Source organism: Streptomyces sp. MCA2, assembly GCF_023544705.1.
Lineage (GTDB): Bacteria > Actinomycetota > Actinomycetes > Streptomycetales > Streptomycetaceae > Streptomyces > Streptomyces decoyicus.
In genome coordinates, this window is sequence record NZ_JAMJFM010000081.1 from 1 (window position 1) to 25,066 (window position 25,066).

The following is a 25,066-nucleotide window of genomic DNA, read 5'->3' on the forward strand; positions in this document are numbered from 1 at the left end:
CCCGACACCCACCGGCCCGCCGCAGGCGCAACGGCGACAAACCCCCACGGCGGGAAAGCCGACCACGCGGGGCAGACCAAGAAGCCGCACCCGACAACACCACGCCCGCCGCAGGCGCAACGGCGAACAACCCCCACGGCGGGAAAGCCGACAACGCGGGAGTCAGTCCGCCGAGACGACCGGCAACGCCCGCAAGCCATCTACTGGTTAGGCCGCGCCGCCCCCGCCGCCGCAGCGGCCATCGCCGCCACCTGCGAAAGCATCGGCATCGGATCGGTCCCCACCGACCCCGGCAGCACCTCCGCCACCCGCTCCGGCGTCCAGCCACCCCCGTCGGCATGCACGGAGCGAAGCTCCCTCGGCTGGGCCCAGACGGCGATCTTCGGCCCGGCCACCGTGTACACCTGCCCGGTGATCTCCCGGGCCTGCTCACTGAGCAGATAGACGACCAGCGCCGCCACGTCCTCCGGCTCGCCGATCTCCTTGAGCTCCATCGGCACGTTCGCCGACATCCGGGTCCGCGCGACGGGCGCCACCGCATTGGCCGTCACCCCGTACTTGTGCAGTCCCAGCGCGGCGCTCCGCACCAGCGAGATGATCCCGCCCTTCGCGGACGCGTAGTTGGCCTGGGACACCGACCCCTGGTGGTTCCCGCTGGTGAAGCCCAGCAGGGTCCCCGACCCCTGCCTGCGCATGACGGCCGACGCGGCCCGGAAGACCGTGAACGTCCCCTTCAGATGGGTGGCGACCACCGGGTCCCACTCCTCCTCGGACATGTTGAAGAGCATCCGCTCCCGCAGAATCCCGGCCACGCACACCACGCCGTCGATCCGCCCGAACTGCGCCAGCGCGGTGTCCACGATCCGCTGCCCGCCGGCCATGGTGGACACGTCGTCGGCCACCGCGGCCGCCACGCCCCCGGCCGCCTCGATCTCCTTCACCACGGATGCGGCGACCTCGCTGCTGGGTGCGCCGCCCTCGATGGAGACCCCGTAGTCGTTGACGACCACCTTGGCGCCCTGGTCCGCGCAGGCGAGAGCCACCGCCCGGCCGATACCGCGGCCCGCCCCCGTTACGGCGATCACTTTGCCGGCCAAGAAGTTCCCCATGCCGTGACCCTTCCCGCAGTTTCTGACGGACCGTTAGATTTTTGAGCAGACGCGGGACGAACACAAGACCCGGGGCCGAACCGAACCCAGCCATCCCGAGGAGTGCCCATGCCCCTGCCGCAGGAGTTCCACGACATCGCCAAACGCGTGAACAACTGGGGACGTTGGGGGGCGGACGACGAGATCGGGACCCTCAACCTGATCACCGATCAGGTCGTACGGGAGGCCGCCGGCTGCATCCGCAGCGGCCGCCGCATCCCGCTCGCGCTCCCGCTCCAGCAGGACGGCGTACAGACCGGCATGATCCCCGGCCGGGTGAACCCGCTGCACACCATGACCGCCATCAACCAGGAGATCTTCGGCCCCGGCACGGTCGCGACCTCGGACGACGCGGTCACGATGGGCCTCCAGGCCGCCACCCACTGGGACGGCCTCACCCATGTCTCGCACTCCGGGCGGCTCTACAACAACCGCCCCGCCGGCTCGGTCACCGCGCACCACGGCGCCACCGTCCTCGGCATCGAGAAGGCCACCCCGATCGTCTCCCGCGGGGTCCTGCTGGACGTGGCCCGCGCGCACGGCACCGACCGGCTGCCCGGCGGGCACGCCGTCACCCCGGAGGACCTGGACGCCGCCGAGGAGCTGGCCGGGACGAAGGTACGGGCCGGTGACCTCGTCCTCGTACGGACCGGGCAGCTGCGGCACTACCTGGCCGGCGACCGGCAGGCCTACGCGTTCCCGTCACCCGGCCTGTCGCTGCGCACCCCGGAGTGGTTCCACGCACGCGATGTCGCGGCGGTCGCCAACGACACCCTGACCTTCGAGATCTTCCCGCCGGAGATCGAGAACCTGTGGATGCCGGTGCATGCGCTCGATCTCGTCGAGATGGGCATGCTCCAGGGCCAGAACTGGAATCTGGAGGAGCTGTCGACGGCCTGCGCGGAGGCGGGCCGCTCGGCGTTCCTGCTGTCCGCGATGGCCGAACCGTTCGTCGGCGGATCCGGCACACCGGTCGCGCCCGTGGCGATCCTCTGACCGGGCCGCGTCGGGCCGCCGGCCCCCACGGCCGGCGGCACGACGGCGCCCGGACGGCCAGGTGGCGGTGCGCTCATGCGCGCCCCGAGCACGGCACTGCGGACCGCCACCCGTCCCCGGCTTCCGCCGGGGCCCGACCAGGCCGCGATCCGCACTCGTCGAGGCCCCGGACCGGAATCCCGGCTCCCGCACGACCTCGGCGTCCCCTCGCGGCGAATCGCTCCACCCAAGAGTGATCAACTGAACACGCCACGTCAACACCTGGTCTGGACTAAATTCGATACACCCGACGTGCCGCACCCGACGGCACCACACCGGCTCCGCACCGAACGGCGTGGATCACGCCCGGTGCGTCACGGCGTGCGACGTCGCGCGAGGGGGCTCGTAGGCACCCAGGTCGGACCCTGCCGCCAGCAGCAGCGGCTGGCAGCGGTCCACCTCGCACCAGATCCGCTTGCCGCCGCCCTCCTGCTGCCATCCCCAGCGGTCGGCCAGACCGTCGACCAGCTCCAGGCCGCGGCCGTTGGTGTCGTCGCCGTCCGCGTGCCGCTGGCGCGGCGGGCGGGCACTGGCGTCCACCACTTCGACCCGGACCGTGCCCACCACGGCTCCCGATCCGGAGAAGCACATCCGCAGCTCCGCCGCCGCGCCGGTGTGCACCACGGCGTTGGTGACGAGCTCGGAGATCAACAGGATCAGCGTCTCCGCAAGCGGCTCGTCGACCCCTATACCGGAACCCACGAGCCGCGACCGGGCCCACCGCCGGGCCCGCCCCACCTCCGCGGGGTCGGGCCGTACGTCCAACTGCACCTGAAGCACCTGCACCGCTCACACCATCCGAACCGGCGGAAACATCGCCTCGCGCCTCCACGGAGTCACGGTGCGTGACCCCGGCGATGCACAGCATGGTTGACGTTGAGTCACCCCAACAAGCGCTTCGGGCATATTCCAGCGCAAGGGAGTATGCGTCCTGCATACTGTGCGACGCACTTTGCGGGGAGTCGAACAAGGGGGGCGACCACGCCCTGCCCAAGGGCGAGCGGCGCGCAGTCCGTACCCCGGAGCCGTCTTTCCGACGACACCGGGTTCGTTGCGCCACAGAACCACTCGCACCCAACGGAGCGTACCCGAGCGGAACGCCGACTCCCCCCTGTGACGAGTCACGCCTAGGACACAACCCGATATCGACACTCCGTGACCACTTCTGTGTGCGGAGTCCGACATTTCGCATACGGGTTGCCAGAGTCTGACATCGCCGGGCGCCGGGCGCCGCCGGGCCGGCCTCCGCGCCGCCGCCGTCAGGCGATCAAGCCCGCCGCCAGCAGTTCCTCCGCCTCGCGCGCCACCTCCCAGCGCGCGGCCCGCAACCAGGCCCGCTTGAGATGCAGATGGACATCGGCCTCCCAGGTGAAGCCCATTCCGCCGTGGACCTGCAAACAGTCCCGCGCGTTGGCCACCGCGGCCTCGTCGGCGAGCAGCTTCGCGGCAGTGACATCCAGGGCACTCTCCGTGACCGCCGCCGCATACACCGCACTTCGGGCCATTTCCGCCCGTACAAGCATCTGCGCACACAGATGCTTGACCGCCTGGAACGAGCCGACGGGGGCACCGAACTGCTCGCGTTCGCGGGCGTGGCGCACCGCCATCTCGACCGTACGGGCCGCACTGCCCAGCTGCTGCGCCGCGGTGAGCAGCGTGGCCTCGCGCCGGAGCCGGGGGACCTCCAGGGCCAGGGGCTCGGTACGCGGCAGGTCCGTGACGCGGGCGAGCGGGGTGAGGGGATCGACGGAGGCGAACGGGGCGCAGGCCGCCCGGTCCGGCGCACTCCGGTAGGCGCGGCCCGTGCGCCCCTGTGCGCCCCCGGCCTCGCCCCCGGCCCCGTGAGCGGACCGGCCCGCACCGCCCTCCACCAAGATCAACTCATCGCAGTCGGCCGGGTGTTCCCACAGCACCGGCTCCCGCTCCCCCTCGCACAGCCCGACGATCTTCTCGCCGGACGCGACACCGTCCACCGCCCCGGCCAGCAGCTGGCACGCCACCAGCGGCCCCGGCAGCAGCGCCCGCCCGGCCTCCTCCAGGACCAGTACCGCTTCCGGCAGCCCGAGCCCCACCCCGCCGGCCTCCTCCGGCAGCCGCAGCGCGAAGAACCCGGCCGCGCCCAGCTCCCGCCACAGCGCACGGTCCAGCGCCGGGTCGCCGACCGCGGCCCGCAGCCGGTCCCGGCCGAACCGCCCGGCCAGCAGCTCACGGGTCCCGTCCCGCAACGCCCGCTGGTCCTCGGTGAGTTGGAAGTACACGGCCCGGTCACCGCCCCTTCGGCAGGCCGAGAATCCGCTCGGCGACGATGTTCTGCTGGATCTGCGAGGTGCCGGCCGCGATGGTGTACGAGAGCGATGACAGCCGGTCCGCGACCCACTCGTGGTCCGCGTCCAGCGCCCCGGCGCCGAGCACCTCGGCCGCCGTGTCGTACAGCTCCTGGCGGGCCTGCGAATAGCGCAGCTTGAAGACCGAGCCGCCGGTTCCCGGCACACCGCCGCCTTGTTGTGCCTCGCTCACGTTCCACTGGGTCAGCCGCCACAGCGCCGCGAACTGTGCGTGCAGCCGGCCCAGTCTGCGGCGCAGCACGGCGTCGTCCCAGCGGCCGTTGGCGCGCGCCGCCCGGGCCAGCGCGCCGAGCACCCGGCGGCAGGCCACCACCTCGCCGACGAAGGCGGTGCCGCGCTCGAAGGACAGCGTCACCATCGTCACCCGCCAGCCGTCGTTCTCCGCGCCGACGCGGTGCGCGGCCGGTATCCGCACTTCGTCGAGGAACACCTCGGCGAACTCCGCCGAGCCGGCGAGGGTGCGCAGCGGCCGGACCGTGACCCCCGGGGCGTCCATGGGCATCGCCAGCCAGCTGATGCCGCGGTGCTTGGGCGCGGCCGGGTCGGTACGGACGAGGAGTTCGCACCAGTCCGCGACCTCGGCGTGCGAGGTCCAGATCTTGGCGCCGCTGACGACGTAGGTGTCCCCGTCGCGCACGGCCCGGGTGCGCAGCGCGGCGAGGTCGGAGCCGGCGTCCGGTTCGCTGAAGCCCTGGCACCAGATCTCGTCGCCGCGCAGGATCGGCGGCAGCCAGCGGGCGCGCTGGTCGGCGGTGCCCTCGGCGGCGAGGGTCGGCCCCGCGTGCAGCAGCCCGACGAAGTTCGCGCCGACGTAGGGCGCCCCGGCGCGCTCGGTCTCCTCCAGGAAGATCAGGTGCTGGGTGGGGGTCGCGCCCTGCCCGCCGGCATCCTCCGGCCAGTGCAGGCCCGCGTATCCGGCGTCGTACAGCATCCGCTGCCAGGCCGTGTCGTACGCCCGCCGGCCCGGCCAGTCGGTCGCGGCGGGCTTCGCGGGCAGGCCCGGCAGCACCGTGCCGAGCCAGCCGCGCAGCCGCGCCCGGAAGTCTTCCTCTTCCTGTGTGTACGTGAGGTCCATGGCGGCTACTTGTCGAGGTCCAGGCCGAGCATGCGGATCGCGTTGCCGCGCATCAGCTTGTGGACCGTCTCGTCGTCCAGGCCCTGCACATGGTCGAGGGCGACCTCCTTGGTGTGCGGGAAGGTCGAGTCGACGTGCGGGTAGTCGGTCTCGAAGGTGGCGTTGTCGCGGCCGACCTTGTCCAGGGACGCCACCCCGTGCTTGTCGCGGAAGAAGCAGCAGAAGATCTGCCGGTAGTAGTAGACGGAGGGCGGTTCGGGGATCAGATCGCGCACCCCGCCCCAGGCACGGTGCTCCTCCCAGACGTCGTCGGCGCGCTCCAGGGCGTACGGGATCCAGCCCATCTGGCCCTCGCTGTAGGCGAGTTTGAGGTGCGGGAACTTCACCAGGACCCCGGAGAAGAGGAAGTCCATCATCGAGGCCATCGCATTGTTGAAGGAGAGCGCGGCCTGGACGGCGGGCGGGGCGTCGGGCGAGGCGGCGGGCATCTGCGAGGACGAGCCGATGTGCATGTTGACGACCGTGCCGGTCTCCTGGCAGACCGCGAAGAACGGGTCCCAGTAGCCGGAGTGGATCGACGGCAGGCCGAGGTACGTGGGGATCTCGGAGAAGGTCACGGCCCGCACCCCGCGGGCCGCGTTGCGCCGGATCTCGGCGACCGCGAGGCCGATGTCCCACAGCGGGATGATGCACAGCGGGATCAGCCGGCCGCCGCTGCCGCCGCACCACTCCTCCACCATCCAGTCGTTGTACGCGCGGACGCAGGCCAGCGCCACGTCCTTGTCCTGCGCCTCGGCGAAGGTCTGGCCGCAGAAGCGCGGGAAGGTCGGGAAGCACAGGGAGGCCTCGACATGGTTGAGGTCCATGTCCTTGAGCCGCTCGGCCGGGTCCCAGCAGCCCGGCCGCATCTCCTCGCGGGTGATGCCCTCCAGCGTCATGTCGTCGCGGTCGAACCCGACGGCGGCGATGTTGCGCTTGTACGGGAACTTCAGGTCCTCGTAGATCCACCAGTCGGCCGGCGGCCCGTCCGGGTCCATGGTGATCCGGTACTTGCCCCCGATGTACGCCAGCTCGCCGATGCCCGTGGTCAGCGGTTTGGGCCCCCGGTCCTGGTATTTCCTCGGCAGCCAGGTCTCGAAGAGGTGCGCGGGCTCGATCACATGGTCGTCGACGCTGATGATGCGCGGCAGCTCCATCGGGTTCCCCATCGTTGTCCCCTCGGCCCATTTTCTGATGACCCGTCAGAAAGAGGCTAGCCCCGGGCCCTCTGGACCGACAAGGCGCCGACCTCTACTCTCGGCCCACAATCTGACGAGCCGTCAGCAATGGGAGGGACGGATGACCGGCACCACCCTCTGGGACCTGGTGGCCTGGCGCGCCGCCCGCACCCCCGGCGCCACCGCCCTCATCCAGGGAGCCGAGTCCGCCCGGCACGATCGGGTGATCACCTTCGGCGCCCTGCACCGGCGCGCGGAACGGGTGGCGGCCGGCCTGTACGAACGGGGCGTGCGGCCCGGCAGCCGGGTCGTCTGGCAGCTGCCGACCCGTATCGAGACCGTGCTGCTCAGCCTGGCGCTGGCCCGTATCGGCGCCGTCCAGAGCCCGGTCGTCCCGCTCTACCGCGACCATGAGGTGGGCCAGGTGCTGCGCCGCACCCGCGCCGCCTTCTTCGCCGTCCCCGGCACCTGGCGCGGCTTCGACCACCGCGCGATGGCCCACCGGCTGGCCGCCGCGCTGCCCGGACCGCTCACCGTCATCGACGCCTACGACACCCTCCCCGACGCCGACCCGGCCGTACTGCCCCCGCCGCCCGCCGACGCCGACGAGATCCGCTGGATCTACTGGACCTCCGGCACCACCGCGGGCCCCAAGGGCGTCCTCCACACCGACCACAGCCTGCGCACCGCCGGCCGCTGCCTGGGCGACGCGCTGCGCCTGGGCCCGTCCGACATCGGCTCGATGGCCTTTCCGTACGCCCATGTCGCGGGCCCCGACTACACCGTCCTGCTCCTGCTGCACGGCATCCCCGCCCTCCTGCTGGAGCACTTCGCGCTGCCCGGATCGCTCGCCGCCTACCGCCGCCACCGCGTCACCGTCGCCGGCGGCTCCACCGCCTTCTACGCCCTCTTCCTCGCCGAACAGCGCAGGCTGCCGCCGGGGCAGCGGCTGTTGCCGTCGCTGCGGCTGCTGGCCGGCGGCGGGGCGCCCATGCCGCCCGGGCTCTATCACGCGGTCGTCGCCGAGCTGGGCTGCCAACTCACCCATGGCTACGCCATGACCGAGGCCCCGATGGTCACCATGGGCGATCCGCACGACAGCCCCGAGCACCTCGCCACCACCGCCGGCCGGCCGGCGGCCGGTATGGAGATCCGCATCGCGCCCGGCACCGGCGAGATATCCCTGCGCGGCCCGGCCGTCTGCCGTGGCTACCTCGACGAACCCGGCCCTCCCCCGTGCCCCGACGGCACGGGAGGCGCCCCCCTCTCCCCCGACGGCTTCCTGCCCACCGGCGACCTCGGTCACCTCACCCCCACCGGCCACCTCGTCATCACCGGTCGCCTCAAAGACATCATCATCCGCAAGGGCGAGAACATCTCCGCCCAGGAGATCGAGCAGCTCCTCCACGGACATCCGGGCGTGGCCGACGCCGCGGTCATCGGCCTGCCGGACGCCGAGCGCGGGGAAAAGGTCTGCGCCGTCATCGAACAGCCCCCGGGAGCACAGCAGTTGACGCTGCACGAGGTCTGCGCGCACCTCCTCGCCCAGGGCCTCGCCCCGCACAAGCTCCCCGAACAACTGGAGCTGCCGGCCGTCCTGCCGCGCGGCGCGACCCTCCGCAAGGTCCTCAAGCAGGAGCTGCGGGACCGGTACGGGGGCGGGCGGGGCGCTCCGGGGAGGGGCACACCGGGGAGGGGCGCGCCGAGGAGGCGCGGGACACCCGGCGGGGGCCTGTCCGGGTAGGACACCTCCTGTCCTACCCGCCCCGTACCGTCACCCCATGAGTCACTCCCGACCCCGTATCGACACCGCCGGGCGCCGTGCCCGCCTCGGACGGCGGCAGTTGCTGGCGCCCGCCTACCGGGCAGCTCGTACCGAGGAGGTCGCCGACGCGCTCGTGGGGCTGCACGCCAGCGATCCGGCGACCGTCCATCTGGCGGCCTGCGCCCGGCTGGCCGCCCCGGACCCGGCCGACGTGGAGCGCGCGCTGTACGACGAGGGGTCACTGGTCCGGATGCTGTGCATGCGCCGCACGCTCTTCGCGGTCGGCGCCGCGCTGGCACCGGTCGTCGCCTCCTCCACCGCGCGGGCCATCGCCGCCAAGGAACGGGCGGGGACGGTCAAGTGGATCACCGAGGGCGCCCCGGGGTGGGACGAGCGACGGCTGGCCGATGTCGAGGCGAGGACGCTGGCCGCGCTGCGCGCACACGGCGAGGCGACCGCGGCCGAGCTCGCCGCCGAGGTCCCCGACCTGCGCGACACCCTCGTGGTCTCCCCCGGCAAGCCGTACCAGGCCACCGTCGCCGTCTCCAGCCGGATCCTGCGGACCCTGGCCGCCGAGGGCCGCATCCGGCGCGGGCGGCCGCGCGGCGGCTGGACCAGCAGCACCTTCCGCTGGCGGCCGGGCACCGCGTTCGCCGACCTGGCCGCGCCGCCGGCCCCCGAGGCGCGCGCCGACCTCGCCCGCCGCTGGCTCGCCTCGTACGGCCCGGCGACCGTCGAGGACCTCAAGTGGTGGACGGGCTGGACCCTCACCGCGACCCGGCAGGCGCTGGCCGCCACCGGCGCCGTCGAGGTGGACCTGGACGACGGGGTCCCCGGCGTGGCGCTGCCCGACGACCTCGAACCGGTCGCCGCGCCCGAACCCTGGGCCGCCCTGCTGCCCGCGCTGGACCCCACCGCGATGGGCTGGAAGGCCCGCGACTGGTACCTCGACCCGGAACACGTACCGCAGCTCTTCGACCGCACCGGCAACATCGGACCGACGGTGTGGTGGTGCGGCCGGATCATCGGCGGCTGGGCCCAGCGCGCGGACGGCGAGATCGTCTGGCGGCTGCTGACGGACGGTGGGGGCACCTCCCTGCCCGAGCGACGCCGGGGGCCTGGGGGAGGCAGCGAGGCCGCCGCGGCGGTGACGGCCGAGGCGGCCCGGCTGGCGGCCTGGATCGGGGACGTCCGTGTCACCCCGCGCTTCCGGAGCCCGCTGGAGCGGGAGTTGAGCCGATGACCGCCGACGTCCGGACCACGGGCGGCCGGACCACCGCCCGGCCGTCCCCCGCTCAGCCCGGGCGGTAGGAGCTCGTCGCCTGCTCGTAGAGCTCGTCCACCTCGTGCCGGCCGCCGTCCGGTCCGATGAGGAGGACGAGGTGGTAACGGCCGTTGTGGATCATCGCGAGGTTGCGCACATACACCTCGCGGCCGCTGCCGTCGCGCCAGGAGAAGGTGCCCTCGGCCATCGCCGTCTTCCCGACGTCGATCCGCTGGAGACCGGAGGCCGAGGCCCAGCCGGAGGAGCGGTACGGGGCCAGCTCGGGTTCCTTGTTCTGCATGTACGCCATGGGGTCGGTGCCGGAGTGCGCCGTCGCGTCGCGGCCTGGCACCACCACCAGCTCGAAGTCCCCGCCGACATAGCGCACCTGGCCCCGGTCGTTCGCCCCGCGCCGCTGCCAGCCCTTGCGGACCGCGACCTGGAAGCCCTCGGGGTCGGAGCGGACCTCATAGCCCTTGGCCAGCTCCGTCGGCCTGGTGGTCTGCGGCGCGCCGGTGCCGGCGGAGCCGCCGTCCCCCTCGCTTCCCTGGCCCCCGGACGGCGTGGGGCCGGGGCCGGGCGCCTCGCCCGAGGTGCCCGTACGGTCCGCGCCGCGCCCGCCGGCCTTGGAGTCCTGGCCGGACTCGGGCAGGAACGCCATCGCGTAGATGACCGCACCGACCAGGAGCAGCAGGATCGCGGTGAGCAGCAGCCGGCCGAACCGGCGCGGCGCACCCGCCGGGCGCGGCGCACCCTCCCGGCCGCCCTGGTCCGACACCTGCTGCTCGTACGGATCCCGGTCCGCGGTCCCGCTCCGCCCCGCAGGCGTGCCGGGCTCGGCGGGCCGGTCCGGCCGGGCCGTCCTGGGCTGCCGGAGCGGCTTGGGCTGCTTCGGGGGGCGGGGCGGACGGGGCGCGGGCGCGGCGGACCGCTCCGGGTCCGGCGCCGGCGGGACGGGGGGTGCGGCCGCGGCGGCGGATGCGCCCACGACGGCCGGTGCCGGCCGGGTCCGGGCGCGCCGGGGCGTCCTGGTCTTCTTGTGCCGCCCCTTCCGGACGAGTTCACCGCGGCGCCGCACGATCGGCAGCCGCCGCGGATCGCCGTCCTCGGCCGCCGGCATCGTCACCAGCCGGCTGCCGGCCTCCGGCTCCGGTGCCGTACGGATCAACGACCGCAGCCAGCCGGCCAGCTCCTCGACAGCCGGGCGGTCGGCGGGGTCCTGGCGCAGCAGGGACTCGACGACGGGACGCAGCGCCCCGCACTCCTCGGCGCCCGCGGGCGGCTGCGAACAGACCAGCTGCGCCAGTTCGACGGCGCTGTCCTCCGGGAACGGCGGCTGCCCCTGCACGCTCCGGTACAGCAGGGCGCCGAGCGCCCACAGATCGGTGGCCGGGCCGACCGGTGGCGCCAACTGCCAGTTCTCGTGCACCGGTCCGGCCTGCTCCGGCGCCCAGCGCTCGGTGACCGGGCCGATGACGGTCAGCCGCGCCTGCCGCGCCCGCTCGGCGGCGAGCCCGGCGGTGGGCCGGCCGTACGCGGTGGTCTCCGGGGCGCCGCCGTCCGGTGCGGGCTTGGTCAGCGAGGTCTTGGCGGCGGAGGTCTCGGCGGAGGCGGACTCTTCCGGCGCGGGCCCGCCAGATGCGGTCCCGCCAGGTGCGGACCCCTCAGGTGCGGGGCCGTCAGCTTGCGGAGACCCGGCCCCGCCAAGCGCCTCGTCCCCGCACAGCGCCTCCTGGGCGGCGCCCGCCGCCAGGCCGGTCAGGATGGCCCGGCCGTCCTCGCAGACCAGGACCGTACGGGCGGTGATATTGCGGTGCAGCCAGCCGTTCGCATGCAGCACCCGCAGCGCGGTGAGCAGATCCGCGGCGATCTCCGCCGCGCGGTGCGGGGACATCGGCCGCCCGCCGAGCAGCGCGGACAGCGGGCGGGCGGTGAGGAGTTCGGCGACGATCCACAGGCTGCCGTCCTGCGCGAAGACATCGAAGACCTGCTCCAGCCGGGGGTGGTCGGCCAGCTGGGCCGCCGTCGTCGCGGCCTCCAGCGCGCGCCGTACGGCGGGGTCGCGGGGGCTGCGGTCGGCCACCCCCGCCGTCACCCGCGCGGCGCCGGGACGGCCGCCGCCGGAACTCCGCCCGGCGGGCCCGGCCGCCTCCGCCCCCACGACCTCCGCCTCGACGACCTCCGGCAGCGGCACCTGACGGACCAGGACCTCCTGCCCGCTGAAGGTGTCGAACGCCCGGGTCTCGCTGAATTCGTCGTCGCCGAGGGGCCGCAACGGCAGGCGGTATCGCTCGGCGAGCACCCTTCCCGCGTACTCGTCCACGACGCCTCCCCGCAGCGCACGCTGTGTCTACCGTCGCGCCGGAGCCGCCCGTCGGCGCCGGCGCCTACGGTCACTTCCGGTCGTCTTCCCGCCGAATGCGGATGCGTACGGTCTTCGGCGTCTCACGATACGTGCCCGCATCGACGCGTGCGGCCCGCTCGGCGCAACGACGCGCGACCTCTCCGTCCTTCGCCGTGCCCGGCGCTCCGCTCAGTCCTTCAGCGCGAAGGTCTTGAACGCGGTCGTGATCATCTGCTGGCAGGCCTTGTCCGACCAGGCGTCCGCCTTGCAGGTGATCATGATGGCGTAGCCGTGGTCGTCATCGGCCTTGAAGCCACGGTCGAGCACCCGTACCTTCTCGCCGTTCTGCCGACGGGTGAATGACCAGTCGGCGACGGTCGGATAGCCCCGCCACTTCACCGACTTGATGCCGATGAGGTGGTAGTCCTCGCTGGAGGAGCGCACGGCCGGCTCCAGGCTGCGCCAGGAGGCCGCCGCATCGGTGCCGGGCTTGGCGTTGTAGTCGATCTGGATACGCGGGAAGCCGCCCGAGGTGCTGTATATGGCGCCGGACCCCTCTCCCGCGGTGTCGGTCTGGTGGAAGCCCTTGGGCATCGCCATACGGAAGTGGAACTTGCCGTTGGTGAGCTCGGAGAAGCCGTCCGGCAGGGCCTTGCCGCCCTTGCCGCCCCCGTCGTCCTTGCCGCCGTTGTCCTCGGCCGGGGTGACGTTCGACGGCGGCTGCGGGCTCGACGGGGCCTGGCCCTTCGCCTTGTCCCCGCTCGCGTCGGCCGCGTCCGTCGAGGGCTTCGCCCGGCTCGCGGACGACGACGTGTCCTGCTTGCCGGACGCCTTGCCGCTCTTCTTCGCCGAGTCGTCGCCGCCCAGCGTGACGGCCAGCACCGTGCCCAGCACCGCCAGGACGACGACCACGGCCACGATGATCAGGGTGCGGCGCGGGACGACATCGGTCACCGACGCGCGCGCGGGCGAACGGTTCCCGTCACCGGATCCGGAGTCCATACGGGCCGTCACCGCGGCGGCGGCGCCGCGCACGGACTGGAGGACGGCGCGCAACCGCTCCTTGGCGGCCTCGGCGTCGAATCCGGGGCGGGCGCCCGCCGGACGGTCCACGCCCGAACCGGCTGCACCCGTACGGTCCGCATCCGCCCGGTCCGGCCCGCCGGCCTTCTCCGCCGGCGCGTCGGCTGCCTTCTTCTGCGGGCGCTCGGTGCGCACCGGCGCGCTCGCCGCGGCGGTGCGGGCGGCACCGGCCTTGCTCTTGCCCGGGCCGGCGCCGGCGGATCTGCCTGCGTCCGCCGTACCGCCGCCGGACGTGTGCGCGTTCCCTGCGGCAGGCTCCGCCGCCGGGGCGGCCGCCGGCTTCGCCCCCCGCGTCACCCGCGACTTCGCGGCGGGCTTCGGCTTCGGCTTCGGGGTGGCCTTGGACTTCGGCGTGGCCCTGGACTTCGGCTCCGCCCGCTCCCGGGGCACCGTCGGCAGCGCCATCGCCCGGGTCGCGTCCATCGGGGGCTCCGGCGTCTGCGCCTCGGGGGCGTGGACGACGTCCTCCAGGAGCACCCGCGCACCGGCGTCGTCCAGCCGGGCCGCCGGGTCCTTCACCAGCAGGCCGTAGATGACCTCTTCCAGCGCACCGGCGCTCTTCGGCGGCTCGACCGGCTCGGTCATCACCGCCGTCAGCGTGGCGATCGCCGAGCCCTTGTCGTACGGCGGCACGCCCTCGACACAGGCGTACAGCAGACCGCCCAGCGACCACATGTCGGCCGGCGGGCCCGGCTTCTGGCCGCGGGCGCGCTCCGGGGAGATGTAGGAGGGGGCGCCGACGAGCATGCCGGTGGAGGTCACGGAGGGGTCGCCCTCGACCTGGGCGATACCGAAGTCGGTCAGCACGACCCGGCCGTCGTCGGACATCAGGACGTTGGACGGCTTCACATCGCGGTGCAGGATGCCCTCGGCGTGCGCGGCGCGCAGCACATCGAGCACCACCAGGCCGACCTCGGCGGCGCGGCGCGGGGTGAGCGGGCCGTCGTCGCGTACGACCTCGGCCAGCGAGCGGCCCTCGACCAGCTCCATCACGATCCACGGGCGGTCGTCCTCGTCGACCACGTCGTAGACCGTCACCGCGCCGTTGTTCCGGATCCGGGCGATCGCCTTGGCCTCACGCAGCGTGCGGGTGATCAGACGACGCTTCTCGTCCTCCTCGACCCCGCCCGGAAAGCGCAGTTCCTTGACCGCGACCGTGCGGCCCAGGACCTCGTCGCGTGCCCGCCACACGGTGCCCATGCCGCCCCGGCCGAGAACATCGGCGAGCCGGTACCGCCCGGCGAGCAGCCTGCCCCCCTTGCCGTCCATCTCGACCTCGTCGCCCACTGAATCCCCTCTGCAATCCAGCCGAGTTGGCAGCTTCGACGTCCCATCGATCACCAAACTGGCCCAACTCGGACAACCCACCCTGGCAGAGCCTTCATTCTCCCTCATCCGCAGCGATGCGGAAGGCCCGGGTCGGTGCCGGACTACACCGCGTACCCGTCATGATGGCCCCGACGAACGGGAGTCCCGATGCCGAAGCGCTCGCCTCGCCCGGCCGCAACCGCCGCGCCGGGCCCGCAGCCGCCGGCCGTCCGCCGCCGTGCCGTGGCGCTTTCGGGCGCCCTGCTCCGTTCGGGTGGCCTGGCCACGCTGGCCGCTCTGGCCCTGGCGGCCTGTGCCGGCCAGATCCGCTCGGTCCCCCTCGCGCACGGGACACCCGAACGGCCGCCCGCGACGACGGCACACGCGCTGCACCGCCTCGTCGACGACGGGGCCCCGGGCGCGGCCTCCCTCATCACCCGCGACGGGTTCGCCGCCGCGCGCTACTCCACGGCCGGCGTGGCCGATCTGCGCACCGGCCGCAGGATGGCCCCGCAGGACCACTTCCGGGCCGGCAGCCTCACCAAGACCCTGGTCGCCACGGTCGTCCTTCAGCTCGTCGCCGAGGGCCGGCTGACCCTGCACGACCACGCCGCCGCCCACCTCCCGCCCGGCGTACCGGCCACCGGCGACGGCGACCGCAGCGAGCTACGGAGGGTGACGATCCGCCAGCTGCTGGCCCATACGAGTGGATTGTTCAACTACACCCAGGACCCCCGGCTCTCGAAGCAGCTCTACGGCAAGGGCTTCGGCGCCCACCGCTACGACAGCCACACCCCGGCCGAGCTGCTGCGGATCGCCCTCAGCCACCCGCCGGTGGCCGCACCGGGCACCCGGTACGCCTACTCCAACACCAACTACCTCGTCCTGGGCCTGGTCATCGAGGCGGTCACCGGCAACCCGTACGCCACGGAGATCCGCCGCCGCATCCTCGTCCCCGCCCGGCTCGACCACACCTCCTTCCCCGGCACCGACCCGGTCCTGCCCGAGCCGCACGGCCGCGCGTACTCCCGGGCCGGTGCCCGGCGGGTGGACGCCACGTCCCTGGACCCCAGCCGGGCGGGCGCGGCCGGCGAGATGGTCACCACCCTCGGCGACCTCAACCGCTTCTTCGCGGCGCTGCTCGGCGGAAAGTTCCTGGCGCCGCGCCAGATGGCCCAGATACGCAACGAGAAGGGCACCGACGGCGCGTACGGACTCGGCCTCTACGCGACCAGGCTGCCCTGCGGGGTCACGGTCTGGGGTCACAACGGCGACATCAACGGCTCCTACGCCCGCACCGCGGGCACCGCCGACGGCCGCCACATCGTCAGCTACCGCGCCAACACCGACACCCTGCCCGACCCGGCGCCCGGCACGGCGGTGCTGACCGCGGAGTTCTGCGCGGCACGGCGCCCGTAGGGCGTGCCTCCGGATCATCCACGCGGTCGCGCTGATCCGGAGGACACACCCCGGCGCGTGCAGCCCACGGGCCTACGGGCCTACAGCGGCACGATGTCCGGAGCCCCCAGCCGCGCCGCATCCGCCGTCAGATCGTCCGGCTGCCGCTGGGATTCGCGCTCCGCCTCGACCCGCTTCTGGTAGTGCGTGATCTCCTTCTCGATCTGGTCGCTGTCCCAGCCCAGCGCGGGTGCGATCAGCTCGGCCACCTCCCGGGCGCTGCGGGTGCCCCGGTCGAAGGTCTCGATGGAGATGCGGGTGCGCCGGGTCAGTACGTCGTCGAGATGGCGGGCGCCCTCGTGTGTGCAGGCGTAGACCGCCTCGGCCCGCAGATAGTCGTCCGCGGCCGCCAGCGGTTCGCCCAGTGAAGGATCGGCCACCACCAGCTCCAGCAGCTCCTCGGCCAGCGAGCCGTACCGGTTCAACAGATGCTCGATGCGCGCCACATGCAGCCCGGTGCGCGCCGCGATCCGGGCCCGCGCGTTCCACAGCGCCTTGTAGCCCTCGGCCCCGACTAGCGGAATGTCCTCGGTGACGCTCTCCGCGACCCGCTGGTCGAGGGCGTGCACCGCCTCGTCCACCGCGTCCTTCGCCATCACCCGGTACGTCGTGTACTTGCCGCCCGCGACCACGACCAGCCCCGGCACCGGGTGCGCGACGGTGTGCTCCCGGGACAGCTTGCTGGTGGCATCCGACTCCCCGGCCAGCAGCGGACGCAGTCCCGCGTACACGCCCTCCACATCGTCCCTGGTCAGCGGAGTCGCCAGCACCTCGTTCACATGCTCCAGCAGATAGTCGATATCCGCGCTGGAGGCCGCCGGATGCGCCTTGTCCAGATTCCACTCCGTATCCGTCGTCCCCACTACCCAGTGCCGCCCCCACGGGATGACGAACAGAACGCTCTTCTCCGTCCGCAGGATCAGCCCGGTCGTCGAATGGATCCGGTCCTTGGGGACCACCAGGTGAATCCCCTTCGACGCACGGACATGGAACTGCCCGCGCTCGCCGATCAGCGCCTGGGTGTCATCCGTCCACACCCCGGTGGCATTGACGATCTGCTGCGCCCGGATCTCGTACTCGCCGCCGCCCTCGACGTCCTGCACCCGCGCGCCGACCACCCGCTCGCCCTCGCGCAGAAAACCCACCACCCGCGCGCGGTTGGCGACCTGCGCCCCGTAGGCGGCCGCGGTCCGCACCATCGTCGCCACATAGCGCGCGTCGTCCATCTGCGCGTCGTAGTACTGAAGCGCGCCGACCAGCGCATCCGGCTTCAGGCAGGGGGCCACCCGCAGGGCCCGCTTGTGCGACAGATGCCGGTGCAGGGGCAGCCCGCGCCCGTGCCCCGACGAGACGGACATCGCGTCGTACAGCGCCACACCCGAGCCCGCGTACCAGCGCTCCCAGCCCTTGTGCTGCAACGGATACAGAAAGGGCACCGGCTTGACCAGATGCGGCGCCAGCCGCTCCAGCAGCAGCCCACGCTCCTTCAGCGCCTCTCTGACCAGCGCGAAGTCCAGCATCTCCAGATACCGCAGACCGCCGTGGATGAGCTTGCTCGACCGGCTGGACGTGCCCGAGGCCCAGTCGCGCGCCTCCACCAGCCCGGTGGCCAGACCGCGGGTCGCCGCGTCCAGGGCTGTCCCCGCGCCGACGACTCCGCCGCCGACCACGAGAATGTCCAGCTCTCGCTCCGCCATTCGGGCGAGCGCCTCGGCCCGCTGCGCCGGTCCCAGTATCGCTATCTTCACCGCTGCCTCCCGCTGTGATCGGCGCCACACCCGCCGTCCGTCGATTCTGTCCGCGCTGCGTGCCGGTATCCACCCTTCGCTCACGACGGCAACACCCCGCCGCCTTGATCCATCAATCCCTATTCTGTGTCAAATATCCGCTTAGTGTATTTATGCGCCATCCGCATACGTCGTGCGCACACGTCATTCGCAGTCGCTCGGGAAGGACGGCCGCAGCATGCCCGCAGACCTCGCCGTCATCGGACTCGGTCACCTCGGCCTCCCCCTCGCCCAGGCCGCCACCACCGCCGGTATCGGCACCATCGGCTACGACCCCGACCCGCACATCGCCGCCCTCTCCGGCGCCGACGGGCCGCTGACCGCCACCGAACTCCGCCGCCTGCTCTCCGCCGGCTTCCGCACCACCACCGACCCCACCACCCTCGGCCGGGTCCGTACCGCGGTCCTCTGCCCGCCCACACCGCTCGGCGAGGACCGCGCACTGGACCTCACCGCCCTCGCCGACGCCGCCCGCACACTGGCCGCACAGCTGCGCCCGCACACCACGGTGATCCTCGAATCCACCGCCTACCCGGGCACCACCGAGGAATTCCTGCGCCCGCTCCTGGAGGAGGGCTCGGGCCTCACCGCCGGCCGCGACTTCCACCTCGCCTGCTCCCCCGGCCGCCACGACCCCGGCAACCGCACCCACCGCTACGCCAACACCCCCAAGGTCATCGGCGGCCTCACCCCCGCCTGCACGGAGGCCGCCGCCGCCTTCTACAGCCGCCTCACCGACAAGGTCGTACGCGCCCGGGGCCCCCGCGAGGCCGAGACCGCCAAGCTCCTGGAGACCAACTACCGCCACATCAACATCGCCCTGATGAACGAGATGGCGGTCTTCTGCCATGACATCGGCGTCGACCTGTGGGACGTCATCCGCTGCGCCGAAACCAAACCGTTCGGCTTCCAGTCCTTCCGCCCCGGCCCCGGAGTGGGCGGCCACGCCGCCCCCATCGACCCCAACTACCTCTCCTACAAAGGCCGTTCCCTCGGCCACCCGCTGCGCATGGTGGAACTCGCCCAGGAGGTGAACGGCCGTATGCCGCGCTACGTCATCCAGCGCTGCGCCACCCTCCTCAACGAACACGGCAAGTCCGCCCGCGGCGCCCGCATCCTGCTGCTCGGCGTCACCTACAAGCCGGACATCGGCGACCAGGCGGGCTCCCCGTCCCGCGAGATCGCCTCCCGCCTGATGGAGCTGGGCGCCCACCTCACCTACCACGACCCGTACGTCCCCCAGTGGAACGTCCTGGGTCGGCCGGTCCCACGGGCCGACTCCCTCTACGAGGCCGCCGCCGCGGCGGATCTGACGGTGCTGCTCCAGGCACACCGCACGTACGACCTGCAAGGGCTGTCGGTGAAAGCGCAGTTGCTGCTGGACACGAGGGGCGCGACGCCTACCGGTGCGGCGCACCGGTTGTAATCCCACGTTTTCGGCTGCGGCGCCATGCCTGTTTCCGCCTTCGGCGGGTGGGGGTTGGGCGGGGCCGCGTCTCGCCTCCGGCGGGGGATGGGGTTTGGGCGGGGGCCGCTTGCTGTTCGTGGTGGTGCCGGTGGCGGGCCTCCGGCCCACCCCCTCCCGCTCGGGATGGCGGCCGCCGCCCGGTGGGGGATGTTCTGAAAGACCAGAAGCTCGGCCGCGCCGTGGGATGGCCTGGCCGAGCTTCCGGTCTTTGGTTTTCTCCTGCTCCCCCACCGGGGTGGAGCCCCTCAGCTCACGGGAGGGGGCGGGGGTGGAGGGGTGTGTTGCCGGACGTAAAGCGAAGCAGTCCGGCAACACACCCCGGAGCCCCCGCCACCGTCACCACGGACGCCACCGGGGCCCCACCCCACACAGCCAACCCCGCCCCCGCCGAAGGCGGGAAAAGAACAACAGACGAGGTACGAGGGGCTCACCCGGCAACGTGGGAAACGCCGCGTCAGCGGACGTCGTGCTGCGACGGCGACACCGTCACCTCGACCCGCTGGAACTCCTTCAGCTCCGAGTAGCCGGTCGTCGCCATCGCCCGGCGCAGCGCGCCGAAGAAGTTCATGGAGCCGTCAGGAACCGTGGACGGCCCCAGCAGCACCTCCTCCGTCGTGCCGACCGCCCCGAGGTCCATCCGCTTGCCCCGCGGCACGTCCTCGTGCACTGCTTCCATGCCCCAGTGGTGGCCGCGGCCCGGCGCGTCCGTGGCGCGGGCCAGCGGGGAGCCCATCATCACGGCGTCGGCGCCGCAGGCGATCGCCTTCGGGAGGTCGCCGGACCACCCCACACCGCCGTCGGCGATGACGTGGACGTAGCGGCCGCCGGACTCGTCCATGTAGTCGCGGCGCGCGGCCGCGACATCGGCGACCGCGGTCGCCATCGGGACCTGGATGCCGAGGACGTTACGCGTGGTGTGCGCGGCGCCGCCGCCGAAGCCGACCAGCACACCGGCCGCGCCCGTACGCATCAGGTGCAGCGCCGCGGTGTACGTGGCGCAGCCGCCGACGATGACCGGGACGTCCAGCTCGTAGATGAACTGCTTGAGGTTCAGCGGCTCAGCCGCGGAGGAGACGTGCTCGGCGGAGACCGTCGTCCCGCGGATCACGAAGATGTCCACGCCCGCGTCCACGACGGCCTTGGAGAACTGCGCCGTACGCTGCGGCGACAGCGCGGCGGCGGTGACGACACCGGCGTCCCGCACCTCCTTGATCCGCTGCCCGATCAGCTCTTCCTTGATCGGCGCGGCGTAGATCTCCTGGAGCCGCTTGGTGGCGGCGGCGCCGTCCAGCTCCGCGATCTCGGCGAGCAGCGGCTCCGGGTCCTCGTAACGGGTCCAGAGGCCTTCCAGGTTGAGGACGCCCAGGCCGCCCAGCTCACCGATGCGGATCGCGGTCTGCGGCGAGACCACCGAGTCCATGGGAGCGGCCAGGAACGGCAGCTCGAAGCGGTAGGCGTCGATCTGCCAGGCGATCGAGACCTCCTTCGGGTCGCGGGTGCGGCGACTGGGTACGACGGCGATGTCGTCGAATGCGTATGCCCGGCGGCCGCGCTTGCCGCGCCCGATCTCGATCTCAGTCACGTGTGTGGCCTTTCCCTCTACGTCTGCTGTCCCAGTATCCCCGACATGGCGAAGCCCGCGGCCGGGGTGCGGCCGCGGGCTTCCGCATGGCGTACGGCACGAACCGTACGCGCAGGTTCAGCGCCGGCTGTAGTGCGGCGCCTCAGTCGTCATCCGGCCCCATGCCCCGGGGGCCCCCGGACCCCGGCCGGAGCCGCGCCCCACTCAGCGACGCGAGTAGTTCGGCGCCTCGGTCGTCATCTGGATGTCGTGCGGGTGGCTCTCCTTGAGGCCCGCGGAGGTGATGCGGACGAAGTGGCCCTTCTCCTTGAGCTCGGGGATGTCGGCGGAGCCGACGTAACCCATGGAGGCGCGCAGACCACCGACGAGCTGGTGCGCGACCGAGGAGAGGGGGCCGCGGTAGGGCACCTGGCCCTCGATGCCCTCGGGGACCAGCTTGTCCTCGGAGAGGACGTTGTCCTGGAAGTAGCGGTCCTTGGAGAAGGACCGGCCCTGGCCACGGGACTGCATCGCGCCGAGCGAACCCATGCCGCGGTACGACTTGAACTGCTTGCCGTTGATGAAGACCATCTCGCCGGGCGACTCCTCGCAGCCGGCCAGCAGCGAGCCCAGCATGACCGTGTCCGCACCGGCCGCGATGGCCTTGGCGATGTCGCCGGAGAACTGGAGGCCGCCGTCACCGATCAGCGGCACACCCGCGGCGTTCGCGGCCTTCGCCGCCTCGTAGATCGCGGTGACCTGCGGGACGCCGACACCGGCGACGACGCGGGTGGTGCAGATGGAGCCGGGGCCCACGCCGACCTTGATGCCGTCGGCACCGGCGTCGATCAGCGCCTGGGCGCCGTCACGGGTCGCGACATTGCCGCCGACGACATCGACGTTGATGTTGGACTTGACCTTGGCGATCATGTCGAGGATGCCGCGGCTGTGGCCGTGCGCGCTGTCGATGACGAGGAAGTCGGCACCGGCCTCGACCAGCGCCTGTGCCCGGTCGTACGCCGCGTCGCCGACACCCACCGCCGCACCGACGACCAGCCGGCCCTCGGCGTCCTTGGCGGCGTTCGGGTACTTCTCCGCCTTGACGAAGTCCTTGACGGTGATCAGGCCCTTGAGCACGCCCGCGTCGTCGACCAGCGGCAGCTTCTCGATCTTGTGGCGGCGCAGCAGCTCGATGGCGTCCTCGCCGGAGATGCCGACCTTGCCGGTGACCAGCGGCATCGGCGTCATGACCTCGCGGACCTGACGGCTGCGGTCCATCTCGAAGGCCATGTCGCGGTTGGTCACGATGCCCAGCAGCTTGCCCGCGGCGTCGGTGACCGGCACCCCGCTGATGCGGAACTTGGCACACAGCGCATCGGCGTCGGCGAGCGAGGCACCGGGACGGACCGTGATCGGGTCGGTGACCATGCCGGACTCGGAGCGCTTGACCAGGTCGACCTGGTTGGCCTGGTCCTCGATGGACAGGTTGCGGTGCAGTACGCCCGCGCCGCCCTGCCGCGCCATGGCGATGGCCATCCGCGCCTCGGTGACCTTGTCCATCGCCGCGGACAGCAGCGGGATGTTCACCGCGACGTTGCGCGAGACCCGGGACGCGGTGCTCACCGCGTTGGGCAGCACCTCCGACGCACCGGGCAGCAGCAGCACGTCGTCGTATGTCAGCCCGAGCATGGCGAATTTGGCGGGCATACCGTCGACGTTGTCACTCATGACACCTTCCCCAATGCTCTTGCCTCAGCGCGGACTCCCATGCTAACGGCCTAAGGAAGTGTCCCAATCCACGAGCGATGAGGGCCTCGTCACTTGTGTATTTCTACGGTGATATTCCGCCATCCATCGTGCGGATCTGCTACTGCTCCGCGAGCGCCCGCAGCCTGCTGAGCGCACGGTGCTGGGCGACCCGCACCGCACCGGGCGACATCCCCAGCATCTGCCCGGTCTCCTCGGCCGTCAGCCCGACGGCGACCCGCAGCAGGACCAGCTCACGCTGGTTCTCCGGAAGATTCGCCAGCAGCTTCTTGGCCCACTCGGCGTCGCTGCTCAGCAGCGCCCGCTCCTCGGGGCCGAGGGAGTCGTCCGGCTGCTCGGGCATCTCGTCGGACGGCACGGCCGTGCTGCCGTGCCGCATCGCGGCCCGCTGAAGATCGGCGACCTTGTGGCCGGCGATCGCGAAGACGAACGCCTCGAAGGGCTTGCCGGTGTCGCGGTAGCGCGGCAGCGCGCACAGCACCGCGACACACACCTCCTGCGCCAGATCCTCGACGAAGTGCCGCGCGTCACCCGGCAGCCTCGACAGCCGGGTGCGGCAGTAGCGCAGGGCGAGGGGGTGCACATGGGCCAGCAGATCGTGCGTGGCCCGCTGGTCCCCCTCGACGGCTCGTGCGACGAGAGCGCCGATTTCCTGCTTCCCGTCATCACGCATCGGACCATGGTGCCTTGGTGCCGCTCGATCCGCGGCATCAGGTCCGTACTTGTGCACTGAAGCGTTATGCGCGGCAGGTGCGCCGGCTGTCATGTCCTGCGCCCTCCCCTCGTGCCCGACCGACCCGTCCCCGAGGAACTCCATACCTCAAGGATGCGGCACCGCGCGGTGAAACGGACCGCCGACGAACGCGGCGGCTTGCGGGGCACCCTGCCGCCCCGCCCGCCGCAGGGCGGGCGGGGATCTTCACTCCCCCGCATCGCTGCACGTCACAACGCCTTAGCGGACCAGTCCCCAGCGGAAGCCCAGGGCCACCGCATGCGCCCGGTCGGAGGCGCCGAGTTTCTTGAAAAGGCGCCGGGCGTGGGTCTTGACCGTGTCCTCCGACAGGAACAGCTCACGGCCGATCTCGGCGTTCGAACGGCCGTGACTCATGCCCTCCAGTACTTGGATCTCGCGCGCGGTCAGCGTCGGCGCGGCACCCATCTCGGCGGACCGCAGCCGGCGCGGGGCGAGCCGCCACGTCGGATCGGCGAGCGCCTGGGTCACCGTCGCCCGCAGTTCGGCGCGCGAGGCGTCCTTGTGCAGATAGCCGCGGGCGCCGGCGGCGACCGCGAGCGCGACACCGTCCAGGTCCTCGGCCACCGTGAGCATGATGATCCGGGCGCCCGGGTCGGCGGACAGCAACCGGCGCACGGTCTCGACACCGCCGAGACCGGGCATCCGTACGTCCATCAAAATCAGATCCGAACGATCGGCACCCCAGCGGCGGAGGACTTCCTCGCCGTTGGCCGCGGTCGTCACACGCTCGACGCCGGGCACGGTCGCAACCGCCCGACGGAGCGCCTCTCGGGCAAGCGGGGAGTCGTCGCAGACGAGGACGGATGTCATGACCGCCCTCCGCAGCTGATGCGCGTCACCTTGAGCCTCCAGGCTGGTACGTATCGTCACCTGTGCGATTGGCGGCCTCGGACATCTGCCCGACGACTACCTCTGCCAATCGCCTCCGCACTCTCAACGACGGTCACCCGAAAGAGTTACGGCTTCGGCGACCGAGTTCAACACGCTCCGTGAGGAGCCGGATACGCAGACGACTCATCGGGCGCCCGGCATCCGCGCGTGCACCCTATGCCCTATTTGGCTCTCTTTCTTCCATTTTCATGGTGACTATGACTAGATTCGCAATGAGTCATATTTACATCTACTTCGACAGTAGATGTACCGTCGTGAGCACCGAGCCCGAATCAGCATCGCTTCGAGGGGACAAGCAATGGCAGATTTCTCCCGCCTCCCGGGCCCGAACGCAGACCTCTGGGACTGGCAGCTGCTCGCCGCCTGCCGCGGTGTGGACAGCTCGCTCTTCTTCCATCCCGAGGGCGAGCGCGGAGCGGCCCGCAGCGCGCGTGAGACATCGGCGAAGGAGGTCTGCATGCGCTGCCCGGTACGGGCCGAGTGCGCGGCGCATGCGCTGGCCGTCCGTGAGCCCTACGGGGTGTGGGGCGGCCTGACGGAGGACGAACGCGAGGAACTCATGGGACGGGCCCGCCACCGGCTGATCCCCGCGTCCTCCATGACCGGTCCCACGGGCGTCCCCGGCGCCTGAACTTCAGGAGCGCATCACCCCTGAAGAAACGTTCCTGCATGGCCGCACGCCGACAGGGCTGTGGCGGGAGAGTGCTGCCGTGAGGGACGGGTTCGGTGCGACCAGGCCGTGCGACGGGTCCGGCGGACCGTACGGCCAGGGGTTTTCCGCCGGAACGTGCCGTTC

18 protein-coding genes are annotated in these 25,066 nt (G+C 72.2%); 6 read left to right on the forward strand and 12 right to left on the reverse strand.

What is annotated here, in order from left to right:
• Positions 1-200 precede the first annotated feature (200 nt).
• The gene (locus M8I34_RS38800) at positions 201-1,109 is read right to left on the reverse strand and encodes an SDR family oxidoreductase (protein ID WP_250057811.1); all 909 of its coding nucleotides are present in this window, start codon (positions 1,107-1,109) and stop codon (positions 201-203) included.
• Between the two features lie 108 nt (positions 1,110-1,217).
• Between M8I34_RS38800 and M8I34_RS38805 the strand changes: the two genes are divergently transcribed.
• Positions 1,218-2,144 carry a cyclase family protein gene (locus M8I34_RS38805; RefSeq protein ID WP_250057812.1) on the forward strand — a complete coding sequence of 309 codons (927 nt, stop codon included), beginning with the start codon at positions 1,218-1,220 and terminating at the stop codon, positions 2,142-2,144.
• Positions 2,145-2,483: 339 nt separating this feature from the next.
• Here the strand turns inward: M8I34_RS38805 and M8I34_RS38810 are convergent, their stop codons facing one another.
• The 4 genes from M8I34_RS38810 to M8I34_RS38825 all read right to left on the reverse strand — a co-directional run bounded on the left by M8I34_RS38810 (position 2,484) and on the right by M8I34_RS38825 (position 6,811).
• Complete coding sequence (locus M8I34_RS38810) at positions 2,484-2,969, reverse strand: ATP-binding protein (RefSeq protein ID WP_250057813.1); 486 nt, start codon at positions 2,967-2,969, stop codon at positions 2,484-2,486.
• A gap of 473 nt (positions 2,970-3,442) precedes the next feature.
• Positions 3,443-4,441: an acyl-CoA dehydrogenase family protein gene (locus M8I34_RS38815; protein WP_250057814.1), complete on the reverse strand. Its 999-nt coding sequence runs from the start codon at positions 4,439-4,441 to the stop codon at positions 3,443-3,445.
• 7 nt (positions 4,442-4,448) lie between these two features.
• Entirely contained in the window at positions 4,449-5,603 is a 1,155-nt protein-coding gene (locus M8I34_RS38820) for an acyl-CoA dehydrogenase family protein (RefSeq protein WP_250057815.1), read from the reverse strand.
• Between the two features lie 5 nt (positions 5,604-5,608).
• Entirely contained in the window at positions 5,609-6,811 is a 1,203-nt protein-coding gene (locus M8I34_RS38825; RefSeq protein WP_250057816.1) for an amidohydrolase family protein, read from the reverse strand.
• A 130-nt stretch (positions 6,812-6,941) separates the two neighbouring features.
• Between M8I34_RS38825 and M8I34_RS38830 the strand changes: the two genes are divergently transcribed.
• The gene (locus M8I34_RS38830) at positions 6,942-8,564 is read left to right on the forward strand and encodes a class I adenylate-forming enzyme family protein (RefSeq protein ID WP_250057817.1); all 1,623 of its coding nucleotides are present in this window, start codon (positions 6,942-6,944) and stop codon (positions 8,562-8,564) included.
• Between the two features lie 37 nt (positions 8,565-8,601).
• Positions 8,602-9,828 carry a winged helix DNA-binding domain-containing protein gene (locus M8I34_RS38835; RefSeq protein WP_250057818.1) on the forward strand — a complete coding sequence of 409 codons (1,227 nt, stop codon included), beginning with the start codon at positions 8,602-8,604 and terminating at the stop codon, positions 9,826-9,828.
• A 52-nt stretch (positions 9,829-9,880) separates the two neighbouring features.
• On the opposite strand, the gene M8I34_RS38840 is transcribed toward M8I34_RS38835, so the two are convergent.
• Both M8I34_RS38840 and M8I34_RS38845 read right to left on the reverse strand, forming a co-directional pair.
• On the reverse strand, positions 9,881-12,172 hold the full coding sequence (locus tag M8I34_RS38840; RefSeq protein WP_250057819.1) for a protein kinase: 2,292 nt from the start codon (positions 12,170-12,172) through the stop codon (positions 9,881-9,883).
• A 210-nt stretch (positions 12,173-12,382) separates the two neighbouring features.
• Positions 12,383-14,563, reverse strand: a complete 2,181-nt coding sequence (locus M8I34_RS38845; protein WP_374211050.1) for a protein kinase — start codon at positions 14,561-14,563, stop codon at positions 12,383-12,385.
• Between the two features lie 189 nt (positions 14,564-14,752).
• Here M8I34_RS38845 and M8I34_RS38850 point away from each other — a divergent pair, with 189 nt between their 5' ends.
• Positions 14,753-16,003, forward strand: a complete 1,251-nt coding sequence (locus tag M8I34_RS38850; RefSeq protein ID WP_250057820.1) for a serine hydrolase — start codon at positions 14,753-14,755, stop codon at positions 16,001-16,003.
• A gap of 80 nt (positions 16,004-16,083) precedes the next feature.
• Here the strand turns inward: M8I34_RS38850 and M8I34_RS38855 are convergent, their stop codons facing one another.
• Positions 16,084-17,790, reverse strand: a complete 1,707-nt coding sequence (locus M8I34_RS38855) for a glycerol-3-phosphate dehydrogenase/oxidase (protein ID WP_250057821.1) — start codon at positions 17,788-17,790, stop codon at positions 16,084-16,086.
• Positions 17,791-18,007: 217 nt separating this feature from the next.
• Here M8I34_RS38855 and M8I34_RS38860 point away from each other — a divergent pair, with 217 nt between their 5' ends.
• Positions 18,008-19,255 (forward strand): nucleotide sugar dehydrogenase, encoded by a 1,248-nt coding sequence (locus M8I34_RS38860; protein WP_250057822.1) that lies wholly within the window; start codon positions 18,008-18,010, stop codon positions 19,253-19,255.
• 496 nt (positions 19,256-19,751) lie between these two features.
• On the opposite strand, the gene M8I34_RS38865 is transcribed toward M8I34_RS38860, so the two are convergent.
• The 4 genes from M8I34_RS38865 to M8I34_RS38880 all read right to left on the reverse strand — a co-directional run bounded on the left by M8I34_RS38865 (position 19,752) and on the right by M8I34_RS38880 (position 24,189).
• Positions 19,752-20,879: a GuaB3 family IMP dehydrogenase-related protein gene (locus tag M8I34_RS38865; RefSeq protein WP_250057823.1), complete on the reverse strand. Its 1,128-nt coding sequence runs from the start codon at positions 20,877-20,879 to the stop codon at positions 19,752-19,754.
• A 204-nt stretch (positions 20,880-21,083) separates the two neighbouring features.
• Complete coding sequence (gene guaB, locus M8I34_RS38870; protein WP_250057824.1) at positions 21,084-22,586, reverse strand: IMP dehydrogenase; 1,503 nt, start codon at positions 22,584-22,586, stop codon at positions 21,084-21,086.
• A 139-nt stretch (positions 22,587-22,725) separates the two neighbouring features.
• A complete protein-coding gene (locus tag M8I34_RS38875) occupies positions 22,726-23,298 on the reverse strand; it encodes a sigma-70 family RNA polymerase sigma factor (RefSeq protein ID WP_030086060.1) in 573 nt (190 codons plus the stop codon).
• A gap of 279 nt (positions 23,299-23,577) precedes the next feature.
• A complete protein-coding gene (locus tag M8I34_RS38880; RefSeq protein WP_003948568.1) occupies positions 23,578-24,189 on the reverse strand; it encodes a response regulator transcription factor in 612 nt (203 codons plus the stop codon).
• Between the two features lie 379 nt (positions 24,190-24,568).
• Here M8I34_RS38880 and M8I34_RS38885 point away from each other — a divergent pair, with 379 nt between their 5' ends.
• Complete coding sequence (locus M8I34_RS38885; protein ID WP_030086059.1) at positions 24,569-24,901, forward strand: WhiB family transcriptional regulator; 333 nt, start codon at positions 24,569-24,571, stop codon at positions 24,899-24,901.
• Positions 24,902-25,066: the final 165 nt, after the last annotated feature.

Excerpts from the sequence above, each read along its gene's own strand:
- M8I34_RS38800 (WP_250057811.1), bottom strand. The coding sequence starts at position 1,109 with ATGGGGAACTTCTTGGCCGGCAAAGTGATCGCCGTAACGGGGGCGGGC.
- M8I34_RS38805 (WP_250057812.1), top strand. The coding sequence starts at position 1,218 with ATGCCCCTGCCGCAGGAGTTCCACGACATCGCCAAACGCGTGAACAAC.
- M8I34_RS38820 (WP_250057815.1), bottom strand. The coding sequence starts at position 5,603 with ATGGACCTCACGTACACACAGGAAGAGGAAGACTTCCGGGCGCGGCTG.
- M8I34_RS38825 (WP_250057816.1), bottom strand. The coding sequence starts at position 6,811 with ATGGGGAACCCGATGGAGCTGCCGCGCATCATCAGCGTCGACGACCAT.
- M8I34_RS38830 (WP_250057817.1), top strand. The coding sequence starts at position 6,942 with ATGACCGGCACCACCCTCTGGGACCTGGTGGCCTGGCGCGCCGCCCGC.
- M8I34_RS38835 (WP_250057818.1), top strand. The coding sequence starts at position 8,602 with ATGAGTCACTCCCGACCCCGTATCGACACCGCCGGGCGCCGTGCCCGC.
- M8I34_RS38850 (WP_250057820.1), top strand. The coding sequence starts at position 14,753 with ATGCCGAAGCGCTCGCCTCGCCCGGCCGCAACCGCCGCGCCGGGCCCG.
- M8I34_RS38860 (WP_250057822.1), top strand. The coding sequence starts at position 18,008 with ATGCCCGCAGACCTCGCCGTCATCGGACTCGGTCACCTCGGCCTCCCC.
- guaB (WP_250057824.1), bottom strand. The coding sequence starts at position 22,586 with ATGAGTGACAACGTCGACGGTATGCCCGCCAAATTCGCCATGCTCGGG.
- M8I34_RS38875 (WP_030086060.1), bottom strand. The coding sequence starts at position 23,298 with ATGCGTGATGACGGGAAGCAGGAAATCGGCGCTCTCGTCGCACGAGCC.
- M8I34_RS38880 (WP_003948568.1), bottom strand. The coding sequence starts at position 24,189 with ATGACATCCGTCCTCGTCTGCGACGACTCCCCGCTTGCCCGAGAGGCG.
- M8I34_RS38885 (WP_030086059.1), top strand. The coding sequence starts at position 24,569 with ATGGCAGATTTCTCCCGCCTCCCGGGCCCGAACGCAGACCTCTGGGAC.